The 17,505-nt window shown below is 62.2% G+C and carries 19 protein-coding genes; 11 read left to right on the plus strand and 8 right to left on the minus strand.

Translation table 11 applies throughout. The annotated features are described in order from the left end of the window. Positions 1 to 426 precede the first annotated feature (426 nt). The 4 genes from RS897_RS25470 to RS897_RS25485 all read left to right on the plus strand — a co-directional run bounded on the left by RS897_RS25470 (position 427) and on the right by RS897_RS25485 (position 3,057). Positions 427 to 1,680 carry a flagellin N-terminal helical domain-containing protein gene (locus RS897_RS25470; protein WP_315831482.1) on the plus strand — a complete coding sequence of 418 codons (1,254 nt, stop codon included), beginning with the start codon at positions 427 to 429 and terminating at the stop codon, positions 1,678 to 1,680. Between the two features lie 230 nt (positions 1,681 to 1,910). Then, a complete protein-coding gene (flbT, locus tag RS897_RS25475) occupies positions 1,911 to 2,288 on the plus strand; it encodes a flagellar biosynthesis repressor FlbT (protein ID WP_315831483.1) in 378 nt (125 codons plus the stop codon). A 3-nt stretch (positions 2,289 to 2,291) separates the two neighbouring features. Next, complete coding sequence (gene flaF / locus RS897_RS25480; RefSeq protein ID WP_315831484.1) at positions 2,292 to 2,660, plus strand: flagellar biosynthesis regulator FlaF; 369 nt, start codon at positions 2,292 to 2,294, stop codon at positions 2,658 to 2,660. Positions 2,661 to 2,691: 31 nt separating this feature from the next. Beyond that, a complete protein-coding gene (locus tag RS897_RS25485) occupies positions 2,692 to 3,057 on the plus strand; it encodes a hypothetical protein (protein WP_315831485.1) in 366 nt (121 codons plus the stop codon). A gap of 4 nt (positions 3,058 to 3,061) precedes the next feature. Here the strand turns inward: RS897_RS25485 and RS897_RS25490 are convergent, their stop codons facing one another. Then, entirely contained in the window at positions 3,062 to 3,316 is a 255-nt protein-coding gene (locus RS897_RS25490; RefSeq protein ID WP_315831486.1) for a hypothetical protein, read from the minus strand. Then, positions 3,265 to 4,053, minus strand: a complete 789-nt coding sequence (locus tag RS897_RS25495) for a M23 family metallopeptidase (RefSeq protein ID WP_315831487.1) — start codon at positions 4,051 to 4,053, stop codon at positions 3,265 to 3,267. Before RS897_RS25495 ends, RS897_RS25490 begins: the two co-directional genes overlap by 52 nt. Before the next feature lie 566 nt (positions 4,054 to 4,619). Here RS897_RS25495 and RS897_RS25500 point away from each other — a divergent pair. The 3 genes from RS897_RS25500 to RS897_RS25510 all read left to right on the plus strand — a co-directional run bounded on the left by RS897_RS25500 (position 4,620) and on the right by RS897_RS25510 (position 8,845). Then, positions 4,620 to 6,227 carry a hypothetical protein gene (locus RS897_RS25500; RefSeq protein WP_315831488.1) on the plus strand — a complete coding sequence of 536 codons (1,608 nt, stop codon included), beginning with the start codon at positions 4,620 to 4,622 and terminating at the stop codon, positions 6,225 to 6,227. 67 nt (positions 6,228 to 6,294) lie between these two features. Continuing rightward, entirely contained in the window at positions 6,295 to 6,936 is a 642-nt protein-coding gene (locus tag RS897_RS25505) for a hypothetical protein (protein ID WP_315831489.1), read from the plus strand. A 70-nt stretch (positions 6,937 to 7,006) separates the two neighbouring features. Then, positions 7,007 to 8,845, plus strand: coding sequence for a GMC family oxidoreductase (locus RS897_RS25510; RefSeq protein ID WP_315831490.1), 1,839 nt, complete (start codon positions 7,007 to 7,009; stop codon positions 8,843 to 8,845). A 223-nt stretch (positions 8,846 to 9,068) separates the two neighbouring features. On the opposite strand, the gene RS897_RS25515 is transcribed toward RS897_RS25510, so the two are convergent. Continuing rightward, positions 9,069 to 9,434, minus strand: coding sequence for a hypothetical protein (locus RS897_RS25515; RefSeq protein ID WP_315831491.1), 366 nt, complete (start codon positions 9,432 to 9,434; stop codon positions 9,069 to 9,071). Between the two features lie 400 nt (positions 9,435 to 9,834). Between RS897_RS25515 and RS897_RS25520 the strand changes: the two genes are divergently transcribed. Next, the gene (locus RS897_RS25520; protein ID WP_315831492.1) at positions 9,835 to 10,653 is read left to right on the plus strand and encodes an FkbM family methyltransferase; all 819 of its coding nucleotides are present in this window, start codon (positions 9,835 to 9,837) and stop codon (positions 10,651 to 10,653) included. Between the two features lie 197 nt (positions 10,654 to 10,850). Here the strand turns inward: RS897_RS25520 and RS897_RS25525 are convergent, their stop codons facing one another. The 3 genes from RS897_RS25525 to RS897_RS25535 are packed head-to-tail and all read right to left on the minus strand — an operon-like array spanning position 10,851 to position 12,789. Further along, positions 10,851 to 11,336 (minus strand): hypothetical protein, encoded by a 486-nt coding sequence (locus tag RS897_RS25525; protein WP_315831493.1) that lies wholly within the window; start codon positions 11,334 to 11,336, stop codon positions 10,851 to 10,853. Positions 11,337 to 11,353: 17 nt separating this feature from the next. Then, positions 11,354 to 11,680 carry a flagellar assembly peptidoglycan hydrolase FlgJ gene (gene flgJ / locus RS897_RS25530; RefSeq protein ID WP_315831494.1) on the minus strand — a complete coding sequence of 109 codons (327 nt, stop codon included), beginning with the start codon at positions 11,678 to 11,680 and terminating at the stop codon, positions 11,354 to 11,356. After that, positions 11,680 to 12,789, minus strand: a complete 1,110-nt coding sequence (locus tag RS897_RS25535; protein WP_315831495.1) for a flagellar basal body P-ring protein FlgI — start codon at positions 12,787 to 12,789, stop codon at positions 11,680 to 11,682. Before RS897_RS25535 ends, flgJ begins: the two co-directional genes overlap by 1 nt. 320 nt (positions 12,790 to 13,109) lie before the next feature. Between RS897_RS25535 and RS897_RS25540 the strand changes: the two genes are divergently transcribed. Continuing rightward, positions 13,110 to 13,520, plus strand: coding sequence for a flagellar assembly protein FliX (locus RS897_RS25540; protein WP_315831496.1), 411 nt, complete (start codon positions 13,110 to 13,112; stop codon positions 13,518 to 13,520). Between the two features lie 8 nt (positions 13,521 to 13,528). On the opposite strand, the gene RS897_RS25545 is transcribed toward RS897_RS25540, so the two are convergent. Next, on the minus strand, positions 13,529 to 13,906 hold the full coding sequence (locus tag RS897_RS25545; protein ID WP_315831497.1) for a winged helix-turn-helix transcriptional regulator: 378 nt from the start codon (positions 13,904 to 13,906) through the stop codon (positions 13,529 to 13,531). Between the two features lie 152 nt (positions 13,907 to 14,058). On the opposite strand from RS897_RS25545, the gene RS897_RS25550 reads away from it, so the two are divergent. Together RS897_RS25550 and dksA are read left to right on the plus strand one after the other, a co-directional pair. Continuing rightward, the gene (locus RS897_RS25550) at positions 14,059 to 14,670 is read left to right on the plus strand and encodes an NAD(P)-dependent oxidoreductase (protein WP_315831498.1); all 612 of its coding nucleotides are present in this window, start codon (positions 14,059 to 14,061) and stop codon (positions 14,668 to 14,670) included. Positions 14,671 to 14,854: 184 nt separating this feature from the next. Further along, entirely contained in the window at positions 14,855 to 15,220 is a 366-nt protein-coding gene (gene dksA / locus RS897_RS25555) for an RNA polymerase-binding protein DksA (RefSeq protein ID WP_315831499.1), read from the plus strand. 641 nt (positions 15,221 to 15,861) lie between these two features. Here the strand turns inward: dksA and RS897_RS25560 are convergent. Continuing rightward, positions 15,862 to 17,220, minus strand: a complete 1,359-nt coding sequence (locus tag RS897_RS25560) for a hypothetical protein (protein ID WP_315831500.1) — start codon at positions 17,218 to 17,220, stop codon at positions 15,862 to 15,864. Positions 17,221 to 17,505: the final 285 nt, after the last annotated feature.

Genomic DNA, 17,505 nt, shown 5'->3' on the forward strand with positions numbered 1-17,505 from the left:
GATACGCAGCAGAGTTTGCCAAGCCTTTGTAAAGGCGGGAATGTTGGCATTTCCTCTCGTCATGGCCGGGCTTGTCCCGGCCATCCACGGCTTCCTTCGCTGAGCTGCCGTTAAGACGTGGGTGCCCGCGACGAGCGCGGGCATGACGAGCGAAATAACTAGCGTCTGATTTTTGTTAATCGCTGTTTTTGAATCAAACTCTCAGCGCGATAGAGCAGGGCCCTAGACTAACCCGCATTTCATCACACTTCCGCCGCCGGAAATCGGCGCGTCGCCCGTATAAAGTTTCGGTTTACCACGTTTGCTAAGCCCCCATTAACCGCATTTTAAAAGCTTTTGTTCACCATGATGCCTGGGTGAAATCACGTAGCCCGTTGGCGCGGGAAAAAAGTCGCCGGCGATGCACACTTGAGGAAGGCGTAGAATATGTCCGATATCGTCCTGACGGCATCCGTTCGTCAAAACCTGCTCTCCCTGCAAAACACCGCCGATCTGCTCTCGACCACGCAGACCCGCCTTGCCACCGGCAAGAAGGTCAACAGCGCGCTCGACAATCCGACCAACTTCTTCACCGCTGCCGGCCTCGACGCCCGCGCCAGTGACATCGGCAACCTGCTCGACAGCATCGGCAACGGCGTGCAGGTGCTGCAGGCCGCCGACAAGGGTATCACGGCGCTGCAGAAACTTGTCGACACCGCGAAGTCGATCGCCAACCAGGCACTGCAGCAACCCACCGGCTACAGCACCAAAGCCAGCATTCAGTTTACCGGCACAGGCGCTGCGTCCGGGGCAGGCCTGGGGGCGAAAGCGTCCGACCTCACCGACAGCAAGCTCAACACCGCTGTCTTTACCTTCACCAACTCCGCAGGCGTTGCTGCCACCATCACGATCGGTGGCGCGGCCACGCCGTTCGATCCGGTGGCAAAGACGGCGACAGTCAAGACTCTCGACCAGCTCAATACGGCGTTGGCGGTTGCCGGCGTTAACTTGTCGGCCTCGATCACCGGTACAGACAATCTGACTTTTACCTCCACCAACGACGGTGCAGGTCAGACCATCAGCAATACCGTAGCCCCCACCGCCACACAGATCGATGCGATCGAAGTGACCGCAACGAATACGGCCGCTGCTCCCACGATCGTTCCGTCAGTTCCCGATGCAGTGTCGCAGACCGCGCGCGCCACCCTGGTCGCGCAGTACAACCAGATCATCCAGAACCTGACGACCACGGCGCAGGACGCGTCGTTCAACGGTGTCAATCTGCTGGATGGCAACTCGCTGAAGCTGATCTTCAACGAGACCGGTAAGTCGACCTTGACCATCGCGGGCGTGAACTTCGATCCGAACGGTCTTGGTCTGGCCCCGCTCACCGCAGGCACCGACTTCACCGACAACGTTCTGACCCAGAAGGTGCTGACGCAGCTCAATAACGCCAGCACCACGCTGCGGTCGCAGGCGTCGGCCTTCGGCGCCAACCTCTCGATCGTGCAGATCCGCCAGGACTTCGCGAAGAACATCATCAACGTGCTGCAGACCGGATCGTCCGCGCTGACGCTCGCGGATTCCAACGAGGAAGCAGCCAACAGCCAGGCGCTGTCGACGCGACAATCGATCGCGGTCTCCGCGCTCGCGCTCGCCAACCAGTCGCAGCAGAGCGTGCTGCAGCTGCTCCGCACCTGATCGCGGCGAAAATATCGGCTACGGACAACGGCGGGGCAGGGCCCCGCCGTTTTTCATTGTTATCGTTGGGAAGCTGTCCGACGCAATGCGAGACGTGCCCGATTCATGAAGCAAAAGCCTTCATTTTGATGCAGTTTTGCACTCGGATGGTCGCTTGTTGGTCATGATGATTCGTGGATTTTAGAGAGAGCTCGCGCTCCGCGGCGCGGCTGTTGGCAAGGGGTGAAGCAATGGCGCTGAAGGTTGAACTGAAGCCGTTCGAGCGGATCATCATCGGCGAGAGCGTGATCACCAATTCGGAGACGCGCACCACTTTCCTGATCGAGGGCGAAGCGCCGATCCTGCGGGAGAAGGACATTCTTACCGCGGAGAGCGCGAATACGCCGGTGAAGCGGCTCTATCTCTGTGCGCAGATGATGTACCTGGAGAAGGATATTCCCAAGTATCAGGAGCTTTACATGGGCTTCGTCGGGGATTTGCTGGAGGCGGTGCCGAGCTTCCGGCCGGAGATCGAGGCTGCAAGTAAGTTAATTTTAAGCGGCTCGCTTTACAGTTCGCTAAAGGAAATCCGCAAACTTATAAAACGGGAAGAGGAGTTGCTGAGGTGACGAATGTCTAATGCTGCCGCCCAGGCCTACGCGCGCGTTGCGACCACCACTGCCTCTCCCCGTGATATCGAAGCCCAGGCGCTGCTGAAGGCGGCGAACAAGTTGCAGGCGGTCGTCTCCAGCGAAGCGACCTACGAGCAGACCACCGAAGCGCTGATGTTCAACCGCAAGCTTTGGACCATCTTCCTCAGCGATGCGTTGCGTGACGAGAACAATCCGCAATCCATCGAAGTGCGGCAGAACATCGCCAACATCGGCATCTTCGTCCTGACCCAGACCATGGCGCTGCAGATCAGCCCGCAGGCCGAGCACATCAAGCCGCTGATCGAGATCAACCGCAACATCGCGGCCGGCCTCGGCGGTCGCGCCTGAACCTCATCGCGAACCAGGCTGGAATTGAATCATGGCTGACATCTTCAGCGTTCTCGCGGCCGGCTACACCTCCACGCCACCCGCGATTCCGTCGCGCGCGCCCTATGTGCCCGTCGATGCCACGCTGTGGGAAGGCACCTGGAAAGGGACCTATTCCACCGGCGAGAAATTCTCCTTCACGGTGACCAACGTGGAGGGGTTTCGCGCCAAGGTGCGTTTTCAGAGCGGCAACGGTCCGATCAGATACCAGGACATCCTGATCAAGGACAATGCCTTCAAGATGGGCGATTCCAAGTTCCTGCTGACCAAGGAGGGCCACGGCACCATCAAGACCGTGGTCACCAATCCCGCCACCGGACAATCGACGTTGAACTCGGCGCCGGTCGATCGGACCTGATTGTTTATTCCCCGATCTCCAGCGTAAACGCCTTCCGCAACACCTCGGCGCCATCCCGCATCACGGTATACGTCGCCTTGTAGCTGCCGGTTGGCCATGTCGGCTTGCTGCGGCGGCGGCCGGCGGTGACAAAGGCCTGGGCCTTGTCGTTGTCCAGCGGCGGCGCGCGATATTCTGCGAACGGGCTGCCGTCGGGAAATTGCACTGTCAGGATCTGCAGGTCTTTGGCCTGCAGGCCGATGGTGCGCACATAGGCCACCAGTGCTTCGGCTGACGCCGCGACGGGGCTTTCACCGCGCCACTCTCGATCAACTCCATGGTCACCGGCAGGCCGGCGAAACCGGCATTGAGGATCTCGCTGCCGCGATAGGCCAATGCGGCCGCTTGGGCGGGCGCCCACAGCGCGTGGCCGCCGTTGCAGGCCTCGCTTGCGGCATCGGCGGCAAACGGATCGACCATGGTGCCGTTGTGGCGCACGGTGAGATGGATGTGGGGAAACTCCGTATCGCCGGAGAGGCCGACCAGCCCGAGCGGCTGTCCCGCCGTGACATCGTCACCGGCTTTGACCCGCAGGCTGCCTTTGGCCATGTGGCAGTATTGCGTACTCCAGCCGTCGCGGTGTGCAATCACAGCGCCGTTGCCGCATTCCTTGCCGGCGACCGCGGCACGGCCGGTCTCGCGGACGGAGACATCATCGATGCCGTCGCGCACCCGCAGCACGCGCCCGGGCGCGGCGGCCAGCACCTCGACGCCCTTTTTCTGGATCTCGAGATCGGGAATGCGGATGTCGGTGCCGTCGTGGCCGTTATAGCTGCGGCGGCCGCAGGCGAAATCGCGCACCTTCTCGGAGCTGTCATGGTCGACGTAGTTCTGGACGAAGCAGGTGACGCCGGGCTCGCATTTGATCGGCAAGGCGAGGGTGTAGGCATCGTCGGCAAGGGCAGCCGGCGTCGCGGCAAGCACAACGGCGGTTGTGAGGGCGGTTATCTTGATCATCGCGCAGCACTTCGGTTGCCGGTCGCGTTCAGCGGAACGCGACCTCTGACCCGGCGAAGTATTGCTTGAGTCGGATGCCGATAAAAGCGCCGCAAGCGCGGCGTTGCGCTGCCCGGTCGCACTTGGCCTGAAGCGGGTCGTTTTGTGGCTGCGCCGTCTTGTTTCGGCGGCGGCCAGCGGTGACGTAGACCAGAGCCTTGACGGCTGCAACTTCTGCGCACAAGATAGAAGCCGACGATAATTACATCCAAGAATTGCATTTGATCTGATCCACCGAGGTCGCGACGGATTGCTGATGCATGGCGTGGCGCGTTCATGCACAGAACCAATTGATGTCAGCGCGTTCCTCGCAAGCCGCTTGGCGGGCGATCTCGCGCAGGTCGAATTTTCGCAAGTCGTTGATCTCAAGTCGTTGATCTCAAGCTATTGATCTCAAGCCATTGATCTCAAGTCGTTGATTCCAGCTCGTCGATCCTCAGTGCAGGCACCAGCAGGTTTGGTGCGGGCGAAGACAAAACGGACAAAGACAAAAAACTAACTGGAGACACTCCAACCGGAGGCAGTCGATGAAACGGGTCAGACTCTCCACGGTCTTGCTCGCCAAAACCTTGCTTGCCAAAACCTTGCTTGCAACGGCAGCGCTGACCGCAGCGCCACTGGCGATCGGTCCGACGTATGCGGCGGGATGTTTCGCGGCACCGTACTCCTGCATGCCGGGGACCGACGTCAATCCGGCCACTCCGCCGGATTATCAGAGCCAATACCTGGCGTACGCCGGCCTGGTCTGGCAGGACTTTCTATCCCTGAACTTTCCCGCAGCCACCGATGGCTCGGGCCGGCCGATACCCCAGCCGAGCGCGATCAATGGCCTGAATTATGCGGGTGGTGAGTACATCCCCGTCTGGCAGACCTGGTCCGAGGCAACAGACCTGTTCCGACCCGGTGCGGCCGTGCCGCCAGCGTTCGGTGGCGGGCATATCCTGCCGAATGCCTGCGCACAGCTGAATGAAGGCGCTCTTCCGGTGTTGCGCCGCGTCGGCACTCAGATTGTCACCGACATCCCGGTGCTGTCGGAGTACATCCAGGCCAACCGCATGGGTCCCGTCGTGGACAAGCAGGGCGACTACGTGCGCTATGGCCTGAACTTCAATGGGCCGATGCACGATTATATCGTCCAGCACAAGTTGTACTCGGTCGAAGGCCAGCTGGTCCTGGACGCCGACAATCCGAACCGCGACAAGCTGACCGTGCACTTTCCGAAAGGCGCCTATCAGACCCAGACCGGTTCGATCTTCGTCAAGTCATCATGGAAGATCCTGACCGAGGCGGACAACCAGGGCGCGTTCTTTCGCACGTCAGCATATGTGTATGAGGAAGCGGGCGGGGCGTTTCATGACGAGCCGACCGTCAAGGAGCGATGCCGCCTGATGACGGTCGGCCTTGTCGGTTTTCATATCGTGCACTTCACGAACTCGGCGCCGGCGTGGGTCTGGGCCACGTTCGAGCACAAGGACAACGCGCCGTGGCTTGCGGACTTTTCGCAACCGCTGAGGCCGCAACCGTACACCTTCTTCGATCAGCAGACCTGCCCGCCCTCGGGCGGCTTGCCGAGCTGCGTGTTCGGGGTGCTGCCGAAGCAACCGTGGAATCCGGAGATTCCGGGCCAGGTCCCGACCCAGCTGGTCCGGTTCGCGGCGCCGGGCGAAGGCGCGATCCGCGCCAACAACGCCTACCGCACGCAGCTGCAGCAGGCCTACGGCACCACGGTGTGGAACAACTATTTCCTCACCGATGTCCAGTTTCCGACCAATACCCAGGCGACCGGTACGGCGGGCGTGAAGGAGATCAATCCGGCTTATCCCGATGCGTTGCCCTCGCCATCGTTCCTCGCCAACTCGACCATGGAAACCTACATCCAGGGCTTCCATTTCGGACAATCCACGACCAACGGCAATCAGATTCCCGTCGACGACCAGATGGTGTCCAACGGTTCGCCGCCGGTCGATCCGTGGAACGTGCCGCCCGCGGTGTTCAACCGCTCGGGCGGATCGGAGCGGGTCTCGTCGAGCTGCGTGAGCTGTCATGCGGACGCGTCGATGACGACGGGCTCGAGCGGCAATTTTGTGTTCTCGCTCAGTCGCGCGCAGAAGACGGCAACAGGCGCGAAGCAGTAAGGGTGGCTTACAGCGACATATGGATCACGCGTCGAACTGATCGGACCGCACCGGAAGGACAACTCCCATGCCCATCGACAAGCTGCCCATTCCCCGTCGCAACATCCTCGCGGGCGCCGGCGCGCTCGGGGTGACGCTGCTCGCACCGAAGCTGCCGCTGTGGAGCCTCGCGGAGGCGGCGCCAGTGGCCAACGCTCCCATCAGTTTCAGGGCGTTGTCCTCGGCGCTGGTCGGTGTCCCGGAGACGTCGCTGGAGCCGCTGGTGCAACAGGATAATTATTCGACCGCGGATGTCTTCTATGGACTCGAAAACCTGGCGGGCGCCGCCGCGGTCCAGGCGATGCTGGCCGAGTGGAATTCCTATCCGCCGGGAATGCCGGCGCAGGTGAGAGCCGACCGGCTGCTGAGGGGGACCGGAACCGTACTGCGTCCCGATGCCGTGGGCACGTTCTCGCGCCTCACGATGCTGTCGTGGCTCTACGGCGTCTGGTACGGCGGCACCGAGGTTCAACGCAATCCCGCCGCGACCAATTTCATCACCGATCCCGCCTATCGCCAGGACTTCATCATCTCCGGGCGGGCGTACAAGAACAGCTGGATCTGGCGCATCGCCCAGGCGCATCCGATGGGCTTCAGCCAGTTCAACTTCGGCAGCTGGGCCAGCCCACCGCCGACCCTCACGAATTACGGCATCACGCCGGTCAGCTGACGCGTCCTCGCGCGTTCAGTCCCACGCCTTCGAGCAGCATCGTCGTTTCGGATCCCGACAGGAGGCCCAGTTGGCAACTCAAGAGGCAGCGCAGCAGACCTATGACGTCGTGATCGTCGGCTCCGGACATGCCGGCGCCTTCATGGCCTATGAGCTCGGCATGCAGAAAAAACGCGTGCTGGTGATCGAGGCGGGCTCGACCACGAACCGCAATCGCGAAGACTACATGGAGAACTTCTACCTCAGCACGTTCAAGTCCCCGGAATCGCCGTACCCGCCGAATCCGAACGCACTCGATCCGGCGCGGACCAACACGCCGCGGGCGACGATCCAGGATCTCGTGCTCGGCTGGAACGATCCGGCGAAATCCTACCTGACCTACAACGCCGGCTCGATGCCGTTCGCAAGCACCTATGAGAAGGTGGCGGGCGGGACGGGCCTGCACTGGATGGGCACGACGCTGCGCATGTCCCCGAACGACTTCAAGATCAAGACGCTGTACAATCACGGGCTGGATTGGCCGCTGAGCTATGACGACCTGGTCCCTCATTATGCGGTGGCTGAAGCGTTCATCGGCGTATCGGCCAATGTCAAAGACCAGCGTCAGACCAATACGCCTTATCCGGCCGACTATCAGTTTCCGATGCCGGGAATTCCGGGCTCGATTCTCGATCAGATCACCAAGGCCCGTGTCGACGGTCCGCCGCTGACCAACGAGAACTACGGGCCCAACGCACAAACGTTGGTGACGCCGACGCCGGCCGGCCGCAACTCGGTGCCCTACGACAACCGGCGGGTCTGCCACGGCAACACCAACTGCACGCCGATCTGCCCGATCCAGGCGAAATACGATGCGGCCTATGCGCTGCACAAGGCGCTGGCCACCGGATACGTCGATGTGATGTACCAGACCGTGGTCGATGTCGTGAGAGTCGACGCCGCCAACAAGGTCACCGGGCTGCATTACCTGACCTACGATTCCATCGCGGTGCCCGCCACCGGCGGCCGCACGGGAGAGGGCACCGCGGTCGGCAAGTATTATGTGCTGGCCGCGAGCGCGATCGAAAATGTGAAGATCCTGCTGAACTCCCCCACCGATCGCGGCTACACGGTTGCAAACAGCGGCGGACTGGTCGGACGCCACCTGATGGACCACCCCTGCTACCTGATCTGGGGGATGATGCCGGAGGGGACCCACGCCTACGGCTACCGGGGACCGATTTCGACGTCAGGAATCGAGTCGCTGCGGGATGGTCCATTCCGCTCGAACCGCTCGGCATGGCGCATTGAAATCGGCAACGAGGGCTGGAACTGGCCCACAACCGATCCCTACACGACGGGCCTCGACTGGATCTACGGCAGCAACAACGGCCAACTCAATCCGAAGTCGTCGATTGCCGGCAGCAACGACTTCGTCACCATTCTGAACGACCTGCTCACGCGCCAATTCCGCGCCGCGTTCCTGGTCGAGGAAACCGCCGATCCGCTGAATCGTGTGCAGCTGTCGAACACTTACGTCGACAATCTCGGCCTCAAGCGTCCGGTGCTCAGCTACAAACTGTCGAACTACGTAATGGCGGGCTTTCGACAGGCGCGGATTGCGTCAGCCGAATTCATGCGGCGGCTCGACGCGCAGCAGTTCACCGCATTCGATCCGACCGCCGGAACCAAGTTTTCGTTCGAAGGCCAGGACTACAACTATGCCGGCGCCGGCCACGTCTGCGGCACCCACATCATGGGAACGGCAACCGGCAACTCGGTGGTGGACAGCCGGCAGTGCAGCTGGGACCACGACAACCTCTATATCGCCGGATGCGGCTCGATGCCCAGCATCGGCACCGAGAATCCCACGCTGACCATGGTGGCGGTGGCGGACCGCACGGTGCAGCAGCTGCTGCAGCGACTGTGAGGGGGACGGGGGAAACAATATCCGCCGGCGCAAGCGCAAGCATCGCCGCTGGGGCCTCATGGTTCTCCGAGCGATTCGTAGCATCGCCGCGAGACGCGCGTTCACGCTTCTCACAATGCGGAGAGATCGTGTTTGTGCGCCGCGTTCAGCGCAACGCACAACATATTCCCGCTCTGATGTTTTGCGCGAGTCAGAGGTTGATTCCAGCGCCGCGGGCGCGGCGTTAGGCTGTCCGGTCGTATCTCGCCTGCTCGGCCTGCTCGCGTTTCACCTCGTCCTGGGCGCGCAGGTAGGTCCGCAGCCGCAGCCGTGCTTCATCGGGGAACTGACGCACCACAAGGCTGGTGCGGTTGTCGACCACGCGATAGACGATCGACGCGGCGGCGCGATCGATCACGACCTGATCGGTCAGGTTGCTGGCATCGGGTTGCGGATTGTTACGCACGTTGGCTGCCGCATCGGCTGCGGTGGTTGTCTTCGGCGGCGGCAAATCCGTTTCCACGGCATTGCGTGCCGCGTCCGGCAATGGCCTGACGATCGGTGCCGCAACCGGTCCCCCGACCGGCTTGATGTTGAAATCCGTACCCATGGAGCCCTCCTGGCTTCCTGCGAGTCAAATCCCAACCCTCTCCAAACGCAACCATATGTCAGCCACCTCAACGACGTGTTGAAAAACAACACAAATGCCGCGTGCATGCGCCCGCAGCATTTCGATTCAAATTTGAAGCGAGGCCATCCTGGCCAAGTGCTGGACGCGAACGATCCAGGGCAGCTTAAGCCTAATCGTGTTGCGTAAATTTAACTGCCGCGGGCGACGTGCAAATGTAGTTAAAATTGTATCGATGAGGGCCGCTGGTCCGATCCCGGCGCGTACCCGTTTCCGAATATTGCTATAGTGTCGACGAATTATGTGATTCGATTTCCGTTCGATGTTGCGCCTTGTCCGGACACGGCCGGCGTATGTGTCATCGCCCTCTCAGGAGACACTGATGCGCAATATAACCCGCAAGCTGGCGTTCGTGCTCGCCGCCTCCAATCACGGCACGATGATCGTCAACCGCCTCGACCATCGCATGCTCGCGCCGGGCCAGGGCTATGGCGTCGGCTTCCAGATCCTGGAAAACGCCTCGTTCGACCCCTCCGAAGTCGGCATGATGGTCGAGCTTCTGGCGGTCCGCCGCTCGCATTATGGCGACGGGGTGGTGGCGATCGACTGCGGCGCCAACATCGGCGTGCACACCATCGAGTGGGCCCAGGCCATGACCGGCTGGGGCTCGGTGGTGGCGGTCGAGGCGCAGGAGCGGATCTATTACGCGCTGGCCGGCAACATCGCGATCAACAACTGCTTCAACGCCCGTGCGCTGCATGCGGCCGTTTCCAACGAGAGCGGCACCATGAACATCCCGAACCCCAATTACCTGATGGCCTCGAGCTTCGGCAGCCTCGAGCTGCGGCAACGCCCGCAGACCGAGTTCATCGGCCAGGCGATCGATTATTCGCCGGAGAAAACGGTCGAGGTCCGCATGATGAAGCTGGACGAACTGGGCCTCGCACGCTGCGACCTCATCAAGATCGACGTCGAGGGCATGGAGATGGAGGCGCTCGAAGGCGGGCAGCAGACCATCGAGCGGGCTCATCCCATCATGCTGATCGAATCGATCAAGGCCGACAAGGCTCAGCTGCGCAATTGGCTCGCTGAGCGCGGCTACAATGTGATGGACGCCGGCATCAACCTGCTGGCGATTCACTCCAGCGACAAGACGTTGAAGGACGTGCAGGCGGCTTCGACCAGCCAGGCGGCGGAGTAGGCTCGGGCGTCTGGACGAGGCGAGGTGTTGCAACATCGGATGCCGTCATGCCCGCGCTTGTCGCGGGCATCCACGTCTTTACGACCTTTCAAGCAAGTAAGACGTGGATGTCACAGCGACTTGGCTACGCCAAGTCGCGGGGGACAAGCCCGGCCATGACGAAAAAAGCAAATCCGTGAATGAAACTCCCAGCGCTCTTACAGCGTCCGGCTCACCGTCAGAGGCTCGGCACGGCGCGTGTTCGGTGCGCTGCGCTTGCCGGCGGAGGTGTAGGTCTGCGGCGTGTTCTTCTTCTGCATCTCGCCGTTGACGCCGCGGATAACGCCTTCGGACACCGCATGCGCGGTGGCCAGCACCGTGAGGTTGACCTGCAGCATGGCGCGGAACACGTCGTGGTGGCGGTGCAGCGCTTCCAGCAGATCAGGCGCGGAGTCCGCAAAATAGTTCTGGCTGGTGGTGAGCTGGCTGATCGCGGTGAGGTAGGCGCGCGACAACTCGGTCTTGCGCGGCTCCAGCGCCATCGCCTCGCGGACCTTGCCGGCGCGCACCAGCGTGGTTTCGGTCTCGATGACCTCGAGCAGGGTGGTCATCACCTCCATCAGGCCGTTGGAGAGTTTTCGCGCGTCGTCGGGAGTTGCGATTGTTGCAGCGGCTGATGACGTCGGCTGGGACTCGTGTGTCATATCGTTTACTCCCGGGTTCAACTGTTCCGCGCGGCCTGCTGCATGATCAGCGAGCGGTAGACGTCGCTGGAGATGCCGATGCCGCCGGCCTTGGCGAAGGAGCGCGCATACTGGTCGGTGAGCATCGAGCGCCAGGCGCCGGTGCCGACCGTGTCGCCGTAGGGACCGTCGCCCTTCAGGCCGCTGGTCATCTGCGAAAACATCGTGTTCAGGAACACCGCTTCGAGATCCTGCGCGGAGTTCTTGGCTTTGGTCTGGGCCTGGGGCGAGACTTTCTTCAGCGCGTTGTTGAAGGCGGTGTCGTTGGCGCCCAGCGCGCCGAACGGAATGGAGGTGCTGCTCATCACATCGCCTCGATGTCGGCCTGGATGGCGCCGGCGGCCTTGATGGCCTGCAGGATGCCGATCAGATCGCGCGGGCCGATACCGAGGCCATTGAGGCCGTCGACGAGTTGCTGCAGCGAGACGCCGTCCTTGACCAGCGCGAGCTTCTTGCCGTCCTCCTGCACGCCGACCCGGGTGTTGGGGGTGACCACGGTGCGGCCATTGGAGAACGCGTTGGGCTGGCTGACCTGCGGGCTTTCCGAGATGGTGACGGTGAGATTGCCCTGTGCCACGGCCACCGTGTTCACCCGCACATCGCGGCCCATCACGATGATGCCGGAGCGCTCGTCGATGATGATCTTGGCGGCGAGATCCGGCTCGACCTGCAACTGCTCGATCTCGGTCAAGAGCGCGACCACGTTGCCCTTGAATTCCGACGGGATCGAGAGCTGCACGGTGGAGGGATCCACCGGCTCCGCGGTCTTGGTGCCGAGGAAATCGTTGACGGCGGCGGCGATGCGCTTGGCGGTGGTGAAGTCGGAGTTGCGCAGCGCGAGGCGCACATTGGGCAGGCGATTGAGTGCGAACTCGACCTCGCGCTCGATGATGGCGCCATTGGCGATGCGGCCGACCGTCGGCACGCCCTTGGTGACGCTGGCGGCCTGGCCCTCGGCCTGGAAGCCGCCGATCGAGAGCGAGCCCTGCGCCACCGCATAGACGTTGCCGTCGGCGCCGAGCAGGGGGGTGACCAGCAGTGTGCCGCCCTGCAGGCTCTTGGAATCGCCGAGCGCGGAGACGGTGACGTCCATCCGGGTGCCCTGGGTGCCGAACGCCGGCAGGTTGCCGGTGACCATCACGGCCGCAACGTTGCCGGTGCGGATGGTGGCGCCGCGAATGTTGACGCCCATGCGCTCGAGCATCGCCTGCAGCGACTGCTTGGTGAAGGGAATGTTGTTCAGCGTGTCGCCGGTGCCGTTGAGGCCGACCACAAGGCCGTAACCGATCAACTGGTTCTGGCGCACGCCTTCGATGTTCGCGAGATCCTTGATGCGCGAGGTCGCGCTGGCCGGTCCGCAAATCAGCAGCAGCGCAAGCCACACCGCGCCCACTGCCTTAAAAACCCGTGTCATCCTCTGCTCCCCGCTGAGGTGGTCTACTGGGCCTCGCGCCACGCTCCCACATGGCACCGGTCCGCCGTTAACTCAGCGAAAACCATGCCAGAGGCCTAAGTTATTGAATAAGCTTATAAATGTTGCTGAGGTCGTGGTGCCAAACCGGCCGTGGGAGCGGCGAACTTGCCGGTTTGCGGCAGTTTTTGCCGGGCCGTTTACTGCGCATTAACCATAAAAAGTGAGAGTTCCTGAACAGACGTCCTTAAGAACCGCGATGCCACGATCGGGCAGAGCCGGTTTGCGGGCCACCTCGAAGCCGGATTGGCGAGACCGCACCCATGCGCATTTACGGATCCAACGGACCAACATTCGGAGCGCCTGCGTCCAATGCCCGGCGCGCCGGCTCGAGCGGCTTTTCGCTGCCCGACGCGGCCGAGACCAGCGAGGCCCGCTCCACCTCCGCGCCCAAGACGGTCGGCAACATCGACGCGCTGCTGGCGCTGCAGGGCGTGGAAGATCCGCTGGAGCGGCGCAAACGCTCATTCAAGCGCGGCAAGACCGCGCTCGACGTGCTCGACGATCTGAAAATCGGTCTGCTGACGGGAGAGCTCAACGCCTCCACCGTGCAGCGCCTGCGCACCGCCGCCGCCGACCTGAAGACCGTCTCCGGCGATCCCGGCCTCGATGCCGTGCTGTCGGAGATCGAGCTGCGGGTGGAAGTCGAGCTGGCGAAGGCCGGGCAGTTCTGAAGCTTGCCTCAAGCCGCGGCCACTGACTCCTTGCTTGCTGAATCGTAGCGCCGCTGAGCGGCCTGCACGTCTTTCAAATTGTTCTCCGCCCATTGCCGCAACGGGTCGACCGCTTGTGCCAGCGTCAGGCCGAGCGGGGTGATCGAATACTCGACCGTCACCGGCACGGTGGCGATGGCGCGGCGGCGCACCAGGCCGTCGCGCTCCAGGCTCTTCAGGGTTTGCGACAGCATCTTCTGCGAAATGCCGCCGACCGCGCGGCGCAGTTCATTGAAGCGGCGCGGGCCCTCCATCAGCAACAAGAGCAGCAACACCGCCCATTTGTCGCCGACGCGATCGAGGATGACCCGCGTCGGGCATTCGGCGGCGTAGACGTTTCCCTTCATCGGTTGCTCCCTGATCTGGTTACCCTGGTGTGATCTGGTGCGGTGAAAGTGCTCTCTTTTGCACCTGCACTCCTTTGGCTATCTGGTAACTATCAGAAACCTGTTTCTGAGCCAAGTTCTAAACCCAGACCAAAGCCAGAGGGATCATTACCATGAAGATTGCCGTTGTCGGCGCCACCGGCCGGGCCGGTTCGCGCATCGTGGCCGAACTGCTGCGCCGTGGCCACCAGGTCACCGCCATCGCCCGCAATGTGGACAAGCTGCCGCCCCAGCCGAATCTGACCGCCCAAAAGGGCGACGTGTTCGACCAGGCGGGGCTGACCAGCCTGCTGGCCGGGCATGACGTCGCCATCAGCGCCGTGCATTTCCTGGCGAGCGACCCGGACAAGCTGATCGCCGCTGCCAAGGCCTCCAAAGTGGGCCGCTACATCGTGGTCGGCGGTGCCGGCAGCCTGGAAGTGGCCCCCGGCGTCCGACTGGTCACGGTTCCGAATTTCCCCATGGAATACAAGGCCGAGGCGGAGAAGGGCGGGGCGTTCCTGGACCTGCTGCGGGCGGACACGGAGCTGAACTGGACCTTCATTTCACCCTCCGCTTTGTTCACGGACGGGGAGCGGACCGGCCAATTCCGGCTCGGAAAAGACCAGCTTTTGACCGCGGCAGACGGCAAAAGCTGGATTTCGTTTGAGGATTATGCGGTGGCGCTAGCCGACGAGATCGAAAAACCGGCCCATTCGCGGGCGCGCTTCACCGTCGGCTACTGACATCCTCAGTTCCGTGTTCATAAGCTGCCTCAGGGGGTTGCCGGCCCCCTAGGGCGATATTGTCTGTCACATCGGCCCGCTATATAAGCGGCCCGCCACCGGGCTTTCCGGTGGCCTCGCACGGATTCGGTGATCAGTGTTGGACAAGGTGAAGAACTATCGGCCCTCGGAGAAGGAGCCTTTCATGAACGAGCGCCAGCGCGAGTATTTTCGCGCCAAGTTGCTCGCCTGGAAGGAAGAGATTTTAAGGGAAGCGAAGACCACCCTGCAGCAGCTGCAGGACGAAAACGTCAATCATCCGGACCTCACCGACCGCGCCTCCTCGGAAACCGATCGCGCGATCGAGCTGCGGGCGCGCGACCGTCAGCGCAAGCTGATCTCGAAAATCGATGCGGCGATCGCCCGAATCGATGACGGGTCGTACGGCTACTGCGAGGAAACCGGTGAACCGATTTCGCTGAAGCGGCTCGAGGCACGACCGATCGCAACGCTGTCGGTCGAGGCGCAGGAGCGCCACGAGAAGCGCGAAAAGGTCTATCGCGACGAGTAGGGCGTCGCCGGCGGCGACGCGATACATAAGAGTTTTCTGATCGCGGCGGGCTGCCGGGCCTTGCCGCGATTTTTGTTTGGCGACCATCGAATTTGGCGGCGAACATAAAACGTGCAGCACGGCGGCCTTTTCTTTCCGCATTCCGCCGATTGATTGGACTTTTGAATGTGCGGCGGTTGGCTACAGTGAGGTGCCGGCGACGCAACTATACCGGCAGCGAGCCGCCGGCACATCCCCGGCAAGTGATCCTGGCGGCTCGCAGTTGCGTATCCCCCGTTAGATATGATCTGCGTACCCGATCCGCTTGGGTCTGAGTCGCTATGTCCGGCGTCCAGTCGCCGGACGCCGTCAGGCTTTGTTCACTAACTCGTAGTTTTGCGGACGATCGAAGCGGAACTTCCGTGTAGCCTCTGTGTTGCGGTCTCGACGCAATCGTCTCGAATCATCTGCAAGGTGACGCTCCATGGATTGGTTCACCTGGAATGTGCTGTGGTCGCTGGCCGCCAGCCTGGTCTGGTTCATGACCATCGTGTCCCATCCCGACGCTGAAGTGCGCGAATACCAGCCGCGCCATCGGTAATCCTCGCGGTCACGGTTCTCTGCAACGCTTTCCGGCGCTACGGATGCCGCCTGCCCGCGATTCAGGGCTTGCCCGCGACAAAGCCATAATAGTTCTTCAGGAAATCCTCGACCGTCAGCGCCGCGCCCTGCGGCACCTGAAAGTCCCGCTGTCCCCACGTGAAAATCTTCAGCCTTGCGTTGCCACCCGACAAGTCGACCTGCGACTGCAGCACCACGAGATGGTTGTGCTTCTTTGATGTATCCGTTTGCGTCGCGGCGTTCAGCATGCAGGCGTTGATGGACAGACAGACACTGTAACCCAGGCCGAACAGCCGGCTGGCTTCCTCGATGTTGTGCTGGTCGGCGTGATCCTCATCGACGGTGTTGCGGACGTCCGAATAGCCTGACTTCGCGAACCACTGAGACAACTCCTTGGACTTGGTGCCGGAGTCCTCATCGTCGTAGGTGTTGTAGTCGTAGAGCCAATTCTCCGAATCGCGCAGGCTCGCCATCGTCATCCAGTCGACCGGCGCCAGCCCCGAGTCGCTGGGCAGATTGTAGGTGCGCAGGTCGCTCCCCGGCTTGATGTCGAGATTGTTGATGCTCGCCTTGCCGTTCTCGAACAGATCGATTGCGAACTTCGCGTAGCGTCCCGGATTGTCGGACGCGACCTCGTACAGCATCGCGGCCGGTCCGCACAGGTCCGCCTTGCCCTGGTTCAAGAGGCCTGGATTGGCGATCCGCATCAACAGGCCGAGTCCGACTTCGTCGCGGTCCAGATGCGGAAAGGATTTCCCGCCCGATCCCTTGAGAAAGTCACAGGCGCGGTCGGCAGCCCATTGCTGCTTGACGGTGGCGAGGCTGTTGCGCTCCTTGATGGTGCCGCCAACGTCGGTCACGAATGTGGTCAGCATCTTCTTCGATCGTGGCGAGATGCTGCGGGACGTGGTCGCGATGACGGAAAGGTCGGCGAGTTCGGTGGCGCTGACGATGCCGTCGCTGAGCGTGCTGCGGATGATCTCGACGATGTCGCCCTGGCTGAGGCTGCCATCGTCCTCCAGCCCCTTGCGTAGGCCCGCGAGGACGGAAGCGCTCTTGAGGTCGTCCCATTGCCCTTTGGGCGGCGGCGCGGCCGGCGGGGGCGGCGGCAGATACGAACGCGTCCCCAGCTTCAGCATCAGCGGGAACATCTTGCCATTGGGATCGACGAAACCCGATTGATGGCGAAAATGTTTCTTTTCGAACAGCAGGATGGCGCGATACAGCGGCTCACTGGCGATGCCGGCGACCACCCGGCCATTGAGACCATGCCAGGCGCCGCCGTCGGCAACGGGAATGCCGTTCAACAGCCCGATCACCACCTCCTGGTCGTCCTTCCAGTTCTGGCAGTGGATTCCCGTGTTGGCATGCCGTCCCACGCGGCCGCGCAGCTGTACCATCGAATTCCTCGTCGCAAGTTGACCGGAGAATTTTCGATCACCGTTGCATCGGTAGTCTCGCGCCGGCCGAGGTCGGTTCGAACATCAGCGCATGTCGTGTGCGCGCAGGACGCGGTCTCCCCCGAGTGGGGGATGGCGCGGTCCGAGCAGTCTCGTCCGTTCGAAGGGCGCCTGCACAACAGCGCGTGATCGCCGAACCCGCCGCACAATTCACCCGACACATCGATCTAGTGTCCCGAATTCGAAGTTCGTATCGCTTCGCAGCATCCTCAGAACGAACTTCGA

The organism is Bradyrhizobium prioriisuperbiae (genome assembly GCF_032397745.1).
Lineage (GTDB): Bacteria > Pseudomonadota > Alphaproteobacteria > Rhizobiales > Xanthobacteraceae > Bradyrhizobium_A > Bradyrhizobium_A prioriisuperbiae.

Coding starts and splice junctions, on each gene's coding strand:
- flbT (WP_315831483.1), top strand. CDS start 1,911: ATGGCGCTGAAGGTTGAACTGAAGCCGTTCGAGCGGATCATCATCGGC.
- RS897_RS25470 (WP_315831482.1), top strand. CDS start 427: ATGTCCGATATCGTCCTGACGGCATCCGTTCGTCAAAACCTGCTCTCC.
- flaF (WP_315831484.1), top strand. CDS start 2,292: ATGTCTAATGCTGCCGCCCAGGCCTACGCGCGCGTTGCGACCACCACT.
- RS897_RS25545 (WP_315831497.1), bottom strand. CDS start 13,906: ATGAAGGGAAACGTCTACGCCGCCGAATGCCCGACGCGGGTCATCCTC.
- flgJ (WP_315831494.1), bottom strand. CDS start 11,680: ATGAGCAGCACCTCCATTCCGTTCGGCGCGCTGGGCGCCAACGACACC.
- RS897_RS25525 (WP_315831493.1), bottom strand. CDS start 11,336: ATGACACACGAGTCCCAGCCGACGTCATCAGCCGCTGCAACAATCGCA.
- RS897_RS25550 (WP_315831498.1), top strand. CDS start 14,059: ATGAAGATTGCCGTTGTCGGCGCCACCGGCCGGGCCGGTTCGCGCATC.
- RS897_RS25535 (WP_315831495.1), bottom strand. CDS start 12,789: ATGACACGGGTTTTTAAGGCAGTGGGCGCGGTGTGGCTTGCGCTGCTG.
- RS897_RS25540 (WP_315831496.1), top strand. CDS start 13,110: ATGCGCATTTACGGATCCAACGGACCAACATTCGGAGCGCCTGCGTCC.
- RS897_RS25485 (WP_315831485.1), top strand. CDS start 2,692: ATGGCTGACATCTTCAGCGTTCTCGCGGCCGGCTACACCTCCACGCCA.
- RS897_RS25495 (WP_315831487.1), bottom strand. CDS start 4,053: ATGATCAAGATAACCGCCCTCACAACCGCCGTTGTGCTTGCCGCGACG.
- RS897_RS25500 (WP_315831488.1), top strand. CDS start 4,620: ATGAAACGGGTCAGACTCTCCACGGTCTTGCTCGCCAAAACCTTGCTT.
- RS897_RS25505 (WP_315831489.1), top strand. CDS start 6,295: ATGCCCATCGACAAGCTGCCCATTCCCCGTCGCAACATCCTCGCGGGC.
- RS897_RS25515 (WP_315831491.1), bottom strand. CDS start 9,434: ATGGGTACGGATTTCAACATCAAGCCGGTCGGGGGACCGGTTGCGGCA.
- RS897_RS25560 (WP_315831500.1), bottom strand. CDS start 17,220: ATGGTACAGCTGCGCGGCCGCGTGGGACGGCATGCCAACACGGGAATC.
- dksA (WP_315831499.1), top strand. CDS start 14,855: ATGAACGAGCGCCAGCGCGAGTATTTTCGCGCCAAGTTGCTCGCCTGG.
- RS897_RS25520 (WP_315831492.1), top strand. CDS start 9,835: ATGCGCAATATAACCCGCAAGCTGGCGTTCGTGCTCGCCGCCTCCAAT.